Here is a 13,093-nt window from a genome sequence, read left to right as displayed (position 1 = left end):
CGCACCGATCCGCCACACAATCCAGCATGCGATGCACTGGTCGAAATGGCGACGAACCAGCCAAGCCCGAGCACGTGCCAGCCACTACCAACGACACGGCCATCACGAAGTGTTGTTGCAGTACTAGGGCCTCACCGGGCCGGTCTGCCACGTCGAAACGCCCGCGGGCGCACGGAAAAACCGTGCGCCCGCGGGCGTTTCGACTGTGCGGGACGCGAATCCGGGATCAGGTGCCGAAGGAGTACCAGTCCTCGGCGTTGGTGGCGAGGACGCGGTCGCGCTCGGGGGCGGTCAGGGCCGCGAGCAGGCGTTCGCCGCCGGGGCCGTGGTCGTGGGGGTGGTCGCTGGCGTGCATCAGCATCGTGCCCGCGTCGAGGAGGTCGAGCGCCTGGCGGACCTGGAGCGGGTCCTGCGGCAGCTGGGCGGGGGCGGTCGTCAGGCGCAGGTGCCGGCGCGCGACTTCCGACGGCTTGCCGCTCAGCCAGGGCACCTCGCGCCACACGCCCTTCCAGTCCTTGTCGAAGCGCCACAGCAGGGCCGGCAGCCAGGAGAAGCCGCATTCGAGCAGGGTCACGCGCAGCGAAGGCAGCTCGGCGAACGCGCCCTGGGTGATCAGGCTGGTCACCTGGGCCTGCACCAAGATCTGCGAGTTGGCGAGGTAGTCCTCGAGGTAGGTACGGGTGAGCCCGCTCGGGGTGGGCGCCTGGCCGAGCCTCCCCCACGCGTGCAGTCCGACGACGAGATCGCGTTCGGCGGCGGCGCGCAGCAGCGGGCGGTGGCGGATGTTGCCCCACGGCGTGTCGGTGCGCACCGGGAGCAGCACCTGCACGATCTGCGGATGGCTGCCGAGGCGCTCGATCTCGGCGACCGCGGCCGCCGGGTCGAGGGTGGGCACGACCATGCTCGCGCGCAGCCGCTCGTCGCGGCTGAGCCACTTCTCGACGAGCCAGTCGTTGACCGCGCGGGTGAGCGCGGCTTCGTAGTAGGGATTCCGGTTGCAGTGGAACGAAGTCGTGCAGTTCAGCACGGCGGCCTTCAGCGACTGCGGGTCCAGCACCGCCGACCGCAGCTGGTCGACGTCGTTGGCGGGCAGCAGGCCGGCGGCGCGTGCGGCCGACGTGGCACTGATCGGCGCGCGCGGCGGGTACGCCCCGCCCTGGGACGGCGACAGCGACTGCCCGCCGTCCACGAGGTACTCGCGCCAGTACTCGTCGAGGTACGGCTCCAGCTCGGCCAGCGAAGACGGCGCGCAGTGCACGTCGGTGTCGACGGTCCCGGTGGTGACGGCGGCGGTCATCGCGGCGCCCCCGACACGCGCGCGGGCAGCCCGTAGAGCCGGCAGGCGTTGGCTCCCATGATCCCTTCCCGCGCGTCGGCCGGGAACAGTCGCGGCGCCAGGCGGGGCGAGTCGAAGTCCCAGTGCGGGTAGTCGGAGGCGAACATGATCCGGTCGCTCATCCCGATGTGCTCCAAGGCGGTCGCGAGGTGCCGCGGGTCCTCGGGCTCCTCGATGGGCTGTGTGGTGAACCAGAGGTGCTCGCGCAGGTACTCGGACGGCGGCTTGCGCAAGGAGGGCACGTCGGCGCGCAGCCGCGGCCACGCCTCGTCGAGCGCCCACATCAGGGGCGCGAGCCAGACGATCCCACCTTCCACGCAGATCACCTGCAGCGACGGGAACTCCTCGAACACGCCCTCGCACAGCAGGTTGGTGACGAGCGCCGCCATCATGTTGCCGTTCCAGACGTGCTCTTCGAGGTAGAACGACGGCCACCCGGCGCCGCGGTGCTGCTCGATTCCGCCGGTGTGCGCCGCGACCGGGCGGCCCGCCTCCACCGCGGCGCGGTAGATCGGCCAGTAGCGGCGGGAGCCGAACCCGGTCTCGCCCCCGGTGGGCAGCAGCACCTGCACGAACCGCGGATCGTCGGCGCGGCGGGCGATCTCTTCGGCCGCGAGGTCCGGCGCTTCGGTCGGGATCGCGATCGAGCTGCGCAACCGCGGTTCGGGGGTGAGCCATTCGTCGGCGAGCCAGTCGTTGAGCGCGCGGCACAGCGCCGCGGAGTACCGCGGTTCCTCCGCGCCGAAAGTGTGGCCCTGCAAGGGGATCAGCACGCCGTGGTCGATACCGAACTCGTCGAGCAGCTGCTCCTGCACCAGCCCCAGGTCGCTGCCGGGGATGCCGCCCGCCTCGGGCCACGCGTCGAGCCGGAAGCCGGCGTTGCGCACCCGCGGGTAGAACTCCGGCGGGTTCGGCACCCGGCTGCCGAACACCTCCCAGCGTTCGCGGTGCTCCCCGCTCAGCCGCGCTTTCAGGTCCGCGGCCGGTGCGCTCGGGTGGATGTCCGTGTCGACGATCGTGGCCCCGGCCCGGCCGGTCGCCGGACCCGGCGCACCGGTGGGCAGCGTGCTTGTCATGACGCACCTCCGACTGGGCCCGGCACCTGCGCCGGGCGGGGACTGGTCTCGACCACCACGTAGGCGTCCTCGACGTGGACCGGATACGTCTCGGTCACGTACGGGCCGGGCCGCCGCCCGCCCTTCACGGCGGTTCGCGGCGGCGCGACCTCGTCCGCGGGCACGGCGCCCTCTTCGACGTGGGACGCCACCGAAACCGAGTACGTGCGCGCGGGCGGCTCGCCGGGGCCGAGGAAGGACTGGCCGGTCTCGAGGTCGTATTCCCAGCCGTGCCACGGACAGGCCACGAGGGCTTCCTCGCCGGCCATCTCGTACTCCCCCGGGCCGGCGGAACTGACCCACGGTTTCGTGCGGCCGAGGCACAGCGGCCCGCCCATGTGCGGGCAGTGGTTGTTGATCGCGTAGAAGCGGTCACCGACGCGGAACACCCCGATCGACCTGCGTCCCGCCCGCACGATCCGGCGTTCGCCCGGCGGGAACTCGTCGAGGCGCGAAACGACTATCTTCACGCTTCGGACTGTAAGCAGCCGTTTCCCCGCGGTGGAAGCAGAAAGTCGGGATACGCGACATCAACGCCGTGAATACGCACTCGATCGGCGTAGCCGGGCGGTGGCCTGTTGTCCTGAAAGGACGGTGCCGGTCAGCGGGTACCGCGACAAACGACGTAGGCCAGACGGGTCGCCGCGGCCGTGCCCGGCGCGGATTTGTCTGGTTTCCTCGGTGCGCCACCCCGTGCCGGACCGCTCGCGAGGAGTACGGAGCCATGGCCGAACCGTCAGCGCCGACGCGTCCGTCGAAGAAGACCCTCTTCGCCGCGAGTCTCGTCGGCACGTCCATCGAGTGGTACGACTACTACATCTTCGGCACCGCGGCCGCGCTGGCGTTCGGCTCCGTGTTCTACCCGAAGTTCTCCTCGGCCGCGGGCACGCTCGCCGCGTTCGCGACGTTCGCGGTCGGTTTCGTCGCCCGTCCGCTCGGCGGCGCGGTGATCGGGCACTTCGGCGACCGGATCGGGCGCCGGTCGATGCTGGTCCTCACCCTCCTGCTGACCGGCGGGACGACCACGCTCATCGGCGTGCTGCCGACCTACGCCGCGATCGGCGTCGCGGCCCCGGTGCTGCTCGTCCTCCTGCGCGTGCTGCAGGGCTTCGGGGTCGGCGGGGAGTGGGGCGGCGCGGTCCTCATCGCCACCGAGCACGCCACGCCCCGGCGCCGCGCGGTCTACGGCAGCTTCGCACAGTTCGGCGTACCGGTCGGGGTGCTCACCTCCAACCTCGCCTTCCTCGCCGTGTCCGGGCTGGCCGACGACGACTTCCTGGCCTGGGGCTGGCGCATCCCGTTCCTGCTCAGCGTCGTCCTGGTCGTGGGCGGGCTCCTGGTGCGCGGCCGGCTGAGCGACGCGACGGAGTTCACCGACGCCAAGCGGGAACGGGCCACGAACCGCGCCCCGTTCGTCGAGCTCGTCCGGCGGCAGCCGGTGACGCTGGTCTTGGCGAGCCTCGCGTCGATCGCGCCCCCCGCGATCGGCTACACGGTGACCGTCTACATGCTGACCTACGGGACGACCGTGGTCGGATTCGACCGGACCACCCTGCTCTCGCTGATCCTCGCCTCGACGGCGGTCTGGATCGCCGCGATCGTGCTGGCCGCCGTCGCGAGCGACCGGTTCGGCGCGCGGCGGGTGTACACGGTCGGCGCGGTGACCGCGGTGGTGTGGCCGGTCCCGATGTTCCTGCTGGTGGACACCGGCAACGCGGCTTCGGCCTTCGTCTCCTTCGCCGTCGCCGCGCTCGTGCAGGGCATCATGGCCGGCGCGCAGGGCGGGCTGTTCACCGAGATCTTCGACGTGCGCGTGCGCTACAGCGGGATCTCGATCGCCTACCAGCTCGGCGGGATGGTAGGCGGCGCCGTCACGCCGATCGTCGCGACGGCGTTGTTCGGGGCGAGTGGCTCGTCGACCGCGGTCGCGCTGTACGTCGCGGCGCTGTCGCTGGTCAGCCTGGTCGGCGTGGTCGGGCTGCGCTTCCGGCGCGCGAGCGCGGCCGAGCCCGCGGCGGCCCCCGTCGCGCAACCGCCGGCGTGATTTCTCCGCCGGCGCCCCATAATGGGGTCATGCAGGGGCACCGGGGTCCGCGCGAGGCCCCTTCGGCGAGCGGCGGCCCCGCCCTGACCCCCGAAGCCCTGAGCGCCCTCGTCTCGGTGTCCGCTGACGGGCTCGCGGTGCTCGACGCCAACGGCCGGTTCACCGCGCTCAACGACGCGGCCGCGACCCTGCTCGGGTCCGCCGCCGCGGACCTGATCGGCAGGCCGGCGCCGTTCGAGCCCGATCCCGGCGTGCCGCCGGGCACCCCGCGGACCGTGCGCCGGCTGGTGCCGGGCGGGCGGTTCCGGGACCTGGAGTACCGGCTCACCCCGCTGTCCGACGGCGGGCAGGCGGTCTGGTTCAGCGACCGCACGGACGTCCTGCGGCAGCAGGAGCGGCTCACCGCGATCGCGCGCGCCGCGGCCAGCGTCGCCGGGGCGTTCTCACTGCGGGCCACGCTCGACGCGGTGGCCCGCGAGATGGTGATGACGGCCAACATCGTCGCCGTGCAGATCCTCTCGCTCGACGACCCGGCCGCCGATCTGCGCATCCTCGGCATGGCCGGGTTCGGCCCGGCCGCGGACTTCGTCGAGCGCCTCAGCGCGTGCCGCCGGCTGGGGGCGCGGGTGCGGTTCTTCGACGCGTTCGTGGGCGGCCGGCCGGTGGTGGAGAAACACCGCAAGGCTTCGATCATGGCCGACCCGCGGTGGGAGCCGCTGCACGAGATCATGAACCGGCCGGACTGGGACGGCTTCGTCGCGACGCCCATGGTGGTCCGCGCCCGCACCGTCGGCGTGATCAACGCCTACTACCGCGCCGGTGAGGACCCGGGCCCCGGTTCGCTCGCGTTCCTGCAGGCGATGGCCGACCACGCCGCCGTCGCGATCGACACCGCGTCGCTGCTGGCCCGCACGCGCACCCGGGCGCAGTCGGACGAACGCCGCCGGCTGGCGCGCGACCTGCACGATTCGGTGGTGCAGCAGCTCTTCTCGATGCGCATGCAGGCCAAGGCGCTGCGCGGCCGGCTCGACCGGCCCGACGCCGAACTCGAGCGCGTCCGCCCGATCGCCGAGGAGCTCGCCGAGCTGTCGGCCAGCGCGCTCGCCGACCTGCGGCTGCTGGTGTTCGAGCTGCGCCCGCTCGACCTCGCCGAGCACGGTCTCGTCGCCGCGGTGCGCGCGCACGTCGAGAGCGTGCGGGCGCGGACCGGACTGGTGATCGACGTGGTCACGACCGACGGCCTGCCGGTGACCGGCGGGCTCGACGTGCAGGAAGACCTCTACCGCATCGTTTCCGAGGCGGTGCACAACGTCGTGAAGCACGCCGGCGCGTCGACGGTCGAGGTCGGCCTCCGCGCCGAGGAAGACGATCTGGTCGTGCTGGTGCGCGACGACGGTGCCGGGCGTGGCGGCGGCGAGCCGCCCGGCAGCCGGGACCAGCTGGGCCTGGTGTCCATGCGGGAGCGCACCGAACGCTGGGGCGGGCGCTTCGCCGCGGGACCGGGCCCGCACGGCGGCTGGACGGTGCGCGCGGCGGTGCCGCTGCGCCGGGTCCGGGCGGAGGCGGCCGGATGAGCCCCGAGGTGATCCGGATCGTGCTCGTCGACGACCACGCGGTGGTGCGGCGCGGGCTGCGGGCGTTCGTCGAAACCGAACCCGCGCTCGAGGTCGTCGGTGAAGCGGCCGACGGGGAGCAGGCCATCGAGCTGCTGCGCGAGTGGCGGACGCTCGGGCGGCCGCTGCCCCACGTGGTGCTGATGGACCTGCGGATGCCGCGGATGGACGGCGCGGAGGCGACCCAGCGGATCACCGCCGAGCACCCGGACGTGAAGGTCGTGGTCCTGACCAGCTTCGGGGAAGCCGAACGGGTGCACACCGCGCTCGCCGCCGGAGCCGCGGGCTACCTGCTCAAGGACGCCGAGCCCGAGGAGGTCGCCACAGCCGTGCGCGCCGCCGCCTCGGGTGAGGTCCACCTCGGCTCCGCCGTGGCCAAGCAGCTGACGCGGCGGATGGCCGCGCCGCGAGTGGGGCTCTCCGCGCTCACCGCGCGCGAGCGGGAGATCCTGGTCCTGGTGGCGCGGGGATTCGCCAACCGGGAGATCGCGGACTCCCTGGTGATCAGCGAGCGCACGGCTCGCACGCACGTCAGCAACGTGCTGAGCAAGCTGCAGCTGTCCTCGCGCACGCAGGCGGCGCTGCTCGCGATCCGGGAGGGGCTGGCGCCGCCGCCCGGCTGACGACGGGATTTCCTTGCCCCGGTCGCGAGCCCGGACGCGGCGGCGGGGCTTCCCGCACACCGCGTGCGCGAAAAGCCCCGCCGCCCACCGGTGCTAGCCGGACACGCCCGGGGTCGTGGTCTCCTCACGCCGGGCCGCGGCCCCGGCGCCCCCGGCCGCCGCGGTCACCGGGCGCAGCGAACCGTCCGCGGTGGCCGGCAGCCGGCGCTGGAGGCGGCCCAGCACCATGAGCAGCGTCATCATCGCCAGGGGGAACACGGCGAAGACGAAGAAGGTGCCCTGGGCGTTCAGGCCGTGGTCCAGCAGCACCCCCGCCAGCCACGGGCCGAGCATCGCGCCGAGCTTGGACACCGAGGTCGCCCAGCCGGCGCCGTTGGCGCGGATCGCGGGACGGTAGAAGATGCCCGAAACGCTGATCACGCCGCCGTGGCCGCCGATGATGAACACGTTGGACAGCAGCAGCACGACCACGTAGGCCAGTGCCGACAGGTGCACGAACCCGATCACGAGCAGGCACGGCACCGCCAGCAGCGGCATGTACGCGATCGCTCCGGCTCCGCGGTGGTCGATGAAGCGGCCGATCAGGACCTGCCCCAGCGCACCCGCCGCCGACGTGCCCGCGGCGAGCGTGGCGGCCGCCGAGACGCTGAAACCGATCTGCTCGTTGAGGATCGGGCCCCAGAACGTCAGGTAGAACACGACTGTCGCCGAGCAGAAGTAGGACGCCCAGACCAGCAGGGTGATCATCGCCAGCCGGCCGCGGAACAGGGCCACCGGGGTGAACTGCTTGCGCTCGATCGCCTCCGTCCCGGCGACGTACTTCGCGTCGGCCGGCAGCGAGATGCCGGGCCGCACGCGCCGCAGGATGCGCCCGATCCGGTCCGGCGCGAGGCCCTTCTGCGCCAGGAACTTCACCGACTCCGGCAGCACCAGGACCACCGCGACCAGCACGACCAGCGACGCGGCCCCGCCCGCGAGGAACACCGACTGCCAGCCGAAGCGCGGGATCAGCAGGTTCGAGAGCGGGCCGCCCGACGCGCTGCCGATGCTGTAGCCGACCATCACGATCACCACGGACGTCGACCGCAGCCGGATCGGCGCGAATTCGCTGACCAGCGCCCACACCGGCGGGAGCGCGCCGCCGACGAACAACCCGGTGACCAGGCGCAGCAGCACCAGCTGCGGGTAGTCCTGGGCGAAGGCGACCAGGACCATGAAGATCCCGAACCCCGTCACCGAGACGACGATCGCGGGCTTGCGGCCGACCCGGTCACCCAGGTAGCCGATCACGATCCCGCCCAGGAGCGTCCCCACGACACCGACCGTCCCGAGCGTGCCGAGTTCGGTGTTGGTCAGGTGGTAGGACTGTTTCAGGTACCTGCCGGCGAACGAAATGACTTGCAGGTCGAAGCCGTCCAGAAACGCGACCAGCCACGACACGGAGAAGAGCGCGGTCCAGAACCTCCCTGCTTTCTGGTTCTCGATCAGGGGGAGCACGTCGATGGTCGGTCTGCTCGTCGTGGAATTCGACAAGGCACACTCCTTTGTGCGCTGGGGCCAGTGTGCTTCACCGCGTTTCGCAGATTGCCAGTATGGCTCACCGAGCGGAGTCGGGTGATAAATCGTCTGCACCCGGCGCATAACCGCCGTGAATGCGCCGTTCGGGCTCACGCAGGCCGGCCGCGGCCTCTTCGACCACGGTGCGCAGCCACGTGTGCGTGGGTTCTTCGGTGTTCTTGCGGTGCCACCACAGGATCTCGACGATCGGCGGCGCGTCCCCCGGGTACGGCAGGATCCGCAGATCGCCGCGGGCCGCGAACTGGCGCGCGATCCGGTGCTGCATCACCGCGACCCGGTCCGTGCCCGCCACGAAGTACGGCGTCGCCTGGTAGCTGTCCACCCGCACGGCGACCTGCGGTTGCGTGGACAGCTGGGCGAGCACGGGCGCGAGCGGCGAACTCGCCGGGTACCCGTCGTCGGGGTGGTTGGGGATCACCCACGGCATCCGCTCGAGGTCGGCCAGCAGCGGCCGGTCCCCCACCGGGTTTTCGGCCGCGACCACGCACGACCAGTGGTCGCGGAACAATTCCCGGCCGCGGATTTCGTCGACCTTGAACTCGGATTTCGGCGCGGAAATGATCACGTCGATTCCACGGAGGGTTTCCGGCAGATCCGCGGGCAGCTCGCCTTTGGCCACTTTCACGCTCAACCGCGCCCGCGGCGCCGCCGCGTGGAGTGCGCGCGAAAGCGGTTCACCGAACGCGGCGAGAACGTAATCGTTGGTCAGGACGGTGAATTCACGCTCGGAGTCTTCAGGGTGGAATTCCGGTTCGGGCGAAAAGAGCCGTTCGAGGCTCAGGTACACCGGTTCTATTTCGACGGCCAGCCGTTCCCCGAGCGGGGACAGGACGAACCCGGAGCGCGTGCGTTCGAGCAGCTCGTCGCCGAAGTGCCGGCGCAGCCGGGCCAGTGCGGCACTGGCCGCGGGCTGGGTCACGCCGACCCGCTGGGCCGCCCGGGTCACGTTCTGCTCGCGCAGCAGCTCCCGAAGGATAACGAGGAGGTTCAGGTCGATGTTCGCGAGGAACGCGTCGCCGCGCCGGGTCACGGCCGATCACCGCCGGCCGGTCACGAGCGGCGCGGAACCACCCGGGACCGCCGGTCACGAAGGCGCCGGTGGCGTGCGTCCACGCGACCCTCCTCGTGGTTCGGCCGGCTCGGGCACCCGGTGGCCCCGGCGGGGATCCGCTGTTCGTCGTCATGGTCGCCGTCCCCGGGAGGACGACGGCCTCGGACACCGTACTACGCGGAGGCTCCGCGGGCGGCGCGGCGAAGGCGCGGTCCGGGTGCGGGGTCGCGGTGCGGGCACGGCGGCCTCACACCGTCACGGCCGAGCGCCAGCCGGGGTGGTAGCTCTCGCGCGCCATCACCGAATACGGGGCGGGGCTGACGATGGCGCGCACGGCGAGCTGCCGGTGCGGCTGCACCGTGGTCTTGCGGCTGCCGCCGTCCGGCTCGCCCCAGACGACCCGGACCTCCGCGCCGAGCGGGACGTCGGGGTTGATCGTGGCGAGCGAGAGCGCGGCGCGCTCGTTCGCGCTGTAGCCGGTGAACAGCGAAAGCCCGATCGGGGTTCCGTCGGCGTCGAGCACCGAGTCGAAGTTCGACGAGCCGTAGTTGGCGTTGGGCAGGTCGAAGAACTGGTAGCCGGGGCCGTCGGGATCCACGGGCGAGGTCAGCAGGGTGCCGACGTCTTCGGCGTTCCAGGCGAGGGTGACCTTCCGCCGCTGGATCGCAGGGTCGACCGCGGCGAGCGCGTCGCGGCCGATGAAGTCGTGGTCGAACTTGACGAACGAGCCGTACCCGAGTTCCCAGGGGTTGAGGTAGTAGTCCTCGATCCGGTCGGACACGAAGCTGCCCGCCAGTGCGTTGGTCGCCTCGTAGCTCTCGGCCGCGAGCCATTCGCGGTACGGGCGCAGCGCTTCGCCGGTGTAGATCGCGGGCAGCGGCGACGGGATCCAGCCCGACTCCAGGGTGTTGCACGAGTAGGCGCGCGCGCCGGCCGGCTCGAGCCCGAACTCGCGCCCGGCTTCCAGGACGGCGTCGCGCACCCGGTCGTAGGTCTCGTACGGGCCCCACAGCTCCAGCCCGGGCGCCCCGGCCATGCCGTGGCGCAGGGTCCGGACCCGGACACCGTCGACGTTCAGGTGACCCATGCGGAAGAACCGGACCTGCTCAACCGGGCCGCCGTGGACCTTCTCGATCACCGGCCAGGCGTTCGGGCCCTGGATCTGGAACCGCCACAGGTCCCGGGTCACCGGTTTGCCGTACGGCCGCGAGGGCGAGCGCTGGTCGAGCCGCAGTTCGACGTCGTAGCCCTGGCGGGCGTGGAAGGTGAGCCAGTTGGCCACCGGGGCCCGCCCGACGAACACGAATTCCTCCTCGGCGAGCCGGAAGAGGATGCCGTCGCCGATCACGCCGCCGTCGGGCGAGACGGGCACGAACTGCTTGGCCGAGTCCACCGGGAACTTCGCGACGCTGTTGATGCCGGTGTCGGAGATCAGCTTCAGCGCACCGGGGCCGGAGAGGAAGAGGTTGACCATGTGGTGGGTCTGGTCGAACAGCACGGCCGTGGACCGCCAGGCGATCACCTCACGCCGGAAGTTGGTGAACTCGGCGGGCACGACCGGGTAGATGTAGGCGCCGAGCTGGGAGTTGCGCAGCAGCTCCACCGTGTTCCCCGCCTGATCGACCACGTCCTGCAAGCTTTTCGCGCTCATGTGCGGTCCGTTCTCGTGCGACAGCGTCTGCGGTCCGGCGGCGGTCGCACGCCGCCGGAGGGCCCCGGGCCGTGCGCCGGTCCCGGGCCGTCGATGGCGACGCTAGGCGCGTCCGGACGGGAACGTGAGGTCCTGCGGACCGGTCTCGCCTACGTCATTCGTCTCGGACGGCCGTTCCCGCTCGCGGAGCCCGTCATTTGTCGCGGTGAGATCGGCCTCGATGCCGGACGAAAAACGCCCGGCGGTCCGTTCTACTGGTGACCGGCCGGTGCCGCCGAGCGCGACCGCCACCGTCCGGGTACGAGGAGATGAGGGCAGCGCATGACCACCCAGCAGGAGGTCGCCGGCTCGCAGCGCCGGCGGCCGAGTCCGGCCGAGCTGGTCCGGACCATGAGCTACGAGGTGATGCCGTTCCGCGGCACCGAACAAGCCGTGCTCGAGCACGTGCCCACGACCGTGCCGCTGACGGTCACCGTCACCGAGGCGAAGGGCCTCGAGCCGACCCTGGACCTGACCGAACGCCTGCTGCGCCACGGCTACCAGGTTGCTCCGCACCTGCCCGCCCGGCAGTTCACCGATCGCGGCCACGTCGCCGGGGTCGTGGCCCGCTTGAGCGAGGCCGGGGTGCGGTCGGTGTTCGTCATCGGGGGTGACGCGCCGAAGCCGGCGGGCGAGTTCGCCGACGCGTACGCCCTGCTGCGAACGATGGCGGACGTCGGCCACCCGTTCACCGAGGTCGGCATCGGCGGTTACCCCGAGGGGCACGCCACCATCTCCGCCGCCGCGCTCGACGAGGCGTTGCGGGCGAAAGCTCCGCTCGCGACCCGCATCATCACCCAGATCTGCTTCGACGCGGCCGTCACCGGCGCGTGGTCGGCGGGGATCGCCGCGTCCGGGATCGACCTGCCCGTCCACATCGGACTGCCGGGTCCGGTGAACCGCCAGAAGCTCGTGCGGATCTCCGCCGGCATCGGGCTGGGCCAGTCGGCGCGGTTCCTGCGCAAGCAGCAGAACCTGGTGTGGCGGCTGCTGCTGCCGCACGGCTACGAGCCGACGAAGCTCGCCTTGCGACTCGCCGCCGAGGCGCCCCGCGGTGGCATCATCGGCGGGCTGCACGTGTTCACGTTCAACGAACTCGCGAAGACCGAGGCGTGGCGCCGGGAGCTGCTCGCGCGGCTCGACGCGAAGGACGTCCGCGCGTGAGCGGGCCCGGCCACGACGAGGACTACGGGCGCCTGATCGTGCAAGGCGCCGACCGGCCGGGGATCGTGGCGACCGTGTCCGGCGTGCTGACCGAGCAGGGCGCCAACATCGTCTCGCTCGACCAGTCGACCAGTGATCCGTCCGGCGGCCGGTTCTTCCAGCGCACGGTCTTCCACCTCGCGGACCTGCCCGCGCGGACGGCCGCACTGAACGCTGTTCTCGAAACGCGGCTGGGCGAGCAGCTGGGGCTGGAGTTCCGGCTGGTCGAGGCGCGCCGGCGCAAGCGGGTCGCGATCCTCGTCTCCCACGCCGATCACTGCCTGCTCGACCTGCTGTGGCGCCAGCGCCGCGACGAGGTGCACATGACGGTGCCGATGGTCGTGTCGAACCACCCCGGCCTCGGCGACGACGTACGCCGCTTCGACATCCCGTTCTTCCACGTGCCGGTGGCCAAGGGGGACAAGGCGGCCGCGGAGAAGGAGCAGCTGAACCTCTTGAAGGGCAATGTGGATCTCGTGGTGCTGGCGAGGTACATGCAGATCCTGTCCGGCGACTTCCTCGCCGAGGTCGGCGTGCCGGTGATCAACATCCACCACTCGTTCCTGCCGGCGTTCGTCGGTGCCGGTCCGTACCAGCGCGCGAAGGAGCGCGGGGTGAAGCTCGTCGGCGCGACCGCGCACTACGTCACCGAAGACCTCGACGAGGGGCCGATCATCGAACAGGACGTGATCCGCGTGTCGCACCGCGACTCCGTGGCCGACCTGCAGCGCAAGGGGGCGGACGTCGAGCGGCTCGTGCTCTCGCGGGCGGTCGCCTGGCACTGTGACGACCGCGTCGTGGCCGACGGCGCCACGACGGTGGTGTTCTAGCCCGCACCGG

11 protein-coding genes are annotated in these 13,093 nt (G+C 71.8%); 5 read left to right on the top strand and 6 right to left on the bottom strand.

Features of this window, described 5'->3' with window-relative positions; translation table 11 throughout:
• Nucleotides 1-226: 226 nt before the first annotated feature.
• Genes ACIA77_RS40350 through ACIA77_RS40340 form a run of 3 tightly spaced genes read right to left on the bottom strand, consistent with a single transcriptional unit; the run spans nucleotide 227 to nucleotide 2,921 of the window.
• Entirely contained in the window at nucleotides 227-1,297 is a 1,071-nt protein-coding gene (locus ACIA77_RS40350) for an amidohydrolase family protein (RefSeq protein WP_395891415.1), read from the bottom strand.
• Nucleotides 1,294-2,412: an amidohydrolase family protein gene (locus ACIA77_RS40345; protein WP_395891414.1), complete on the bottom strand. Its 1,119-nt coding sequence runs from the start codon at nucleotides 2,410-2,412 to the stop codon at nucleotides 1,294-1,296. Before ACIA77_RS40345 ends, ACIA77_RS40350 begins: the two co-directional genes overlap by 4 nt.
• A complete protein-coding gene (locus ACIA77_RS40340; protein WP_395891413.1) occupies nucleotides 2,409-2,921 on the bottom strand; it encodes a Rieske (2Fe-2S) protein in 513 nt (170 codons plus the stop codon). The genes ACIA77_RS40345 and ACIA77_RS40340 overlap by 4 nt, the downstream gene beginning before the upstream one ends.
• Nucleotides 2,922-3,175: 254 nt before the next feature.
• Between ACIA77_RS40340 and ACIA77_RS40335 the strand changes: the two genes are divergently transcribed.
• From ACIA77_RS40335 to ACIA77_RS40325, 3 genes are read left to right on the top strand one after another with little or no spacing between them, the layout of a single operon-like run.
• A complete protein-coding gene (locus tag ACIA77_RS40335; protein ID WP_395891412.1) occupies nucleotides 3,176-4,495 on the top strand; it encodes an MFS transporter in 1,320 nt (439 codons plus the stop codon).
• 29 nt (nucleotides 4,496-4,524) lie between these two features.
• Nucleotides 4,525-6,069, top strand: coding sequence for a histidine kinase (locus ACIA77_RS40330; RefSeq protein WP_395891411.1), 1,545 nt, complete (start codon nucleotides 4,525-4,527; stop codon nucleotides 6,067-6,069).
• Nucleotides 6,066-6,731, top strand: coding sequence for a response regulator (locus ACIA77_RS40325; protein ID WP_395891410.1), 666 nt, complete (start codon nucleotides 6,066-6,068; stop codon nucleotides 6,729-6,731). Before ACIA77_RS40330 ends, ACIA77_RS40325 begins: the two co-directional genes overlap by 4 nt.
• A 93-nt stretch (nucleotides 6,732-6,824) precedes the next feature.
• Here ACIA77_RS40325 and ACIA77_RS40320 read toward each other — a convergent pair whose 3' ends face one another.
• The 3 genes from ACIA77_RS40320 to ACIA77_RS40310 all read right to left on the bottom strand — a co-directional run bounded on the left by ACIA77_RS40320 (nucleotide 6,825) and on the right by ACIA77_RS40310 (nucleotide 11,011).
• Nucleotides 6,825-8,372, bottom strand: coding sequence for an MFS transporter (locus ACIA77_RS40320; protein WP_395891409.1), 1,548 nt, complete (start codon nucleotides 8,370-8,372; stop codon nucleotides 6,825-6,827).
• On the bottom strand, nucleotides 8,329-9,339 hold the full coding sequence (locus ACIA77_RS40315; protein WP_395891408.1) for a LysR family transcriptional regulator: 1,011 nt from the start codon (nucleotides 9,337-9,339) through the stop codon (nucleotides 8,329-8,331). Before ACIA77_RS40315 ends, ACIA77_RS40320 begins: the two co-directional genes overlap by 44 nt.
• Before the next feature lie 268 nt (nucleotides 9,340-9,607).
• Nucleotides 9,608-11,011: an aminomethyl transferase family protein gene (locus ACIA77_RS40310; protein WP_395891407.1), complete on the bottom strand. Its 1,404-nt coding sequence runs from the start codon at nucleotides 11,009-11,011 to the stop codon at nucleotides 9,608-9,610.
• 321 nt (nucleotides 11,012-11,332) lie between these two features.
• On the opposite strand from ACIA77_RS40310, the gene ACIA77_RS40305 reads away from it, so the two are divergent.
• Both ACIA77_RS40305 and purU read left to right on the top strand, forming a co-directional pair.
• Entirely contained in the window at nucleotides 11,333-12,214 is an 882-nt protein-coding gene (locus ACIA77_RS40305) for a methylenetetrahydrofolate reductase (protein WP_395891406.1), read from the top strand.
• Nucleotides 12,211-13,083, top strand: a complete 873-nt coding sequence (gene purU, locus ACIA77_RS40300; RefSeq protein ID WP_395891405.1) for a formyltetrahydrofolate deformylase — start codon at nucleotides 12,211-12,213, stop codon at nucleotides 13,081-13,083. The genes ACIA77_RS40305 and purU overlap by 4 nt, the downstream gene beginning before the upstream one ends.
• The last annotated feature ends 10 nt before the right edge of the window (nucleotides 13,084-13,093 follow it).

This window comes from Amycolatopsis sp. NPDC051903 (genome assembly GCF_044452505.1).
In the GTDB taxonomy this organism is placed as follows: domain Bacteria; phylum Actinomycetota; class Actinomycetes; order Mycobacteriales; family Pseudonocardiaceae; genus Amycolatopsis.
The sequence above is the reverse complement of the archived record's forward strand: the minus strand, read 5'-3'. Positions and strand labels throughout refer to the sequence as shown.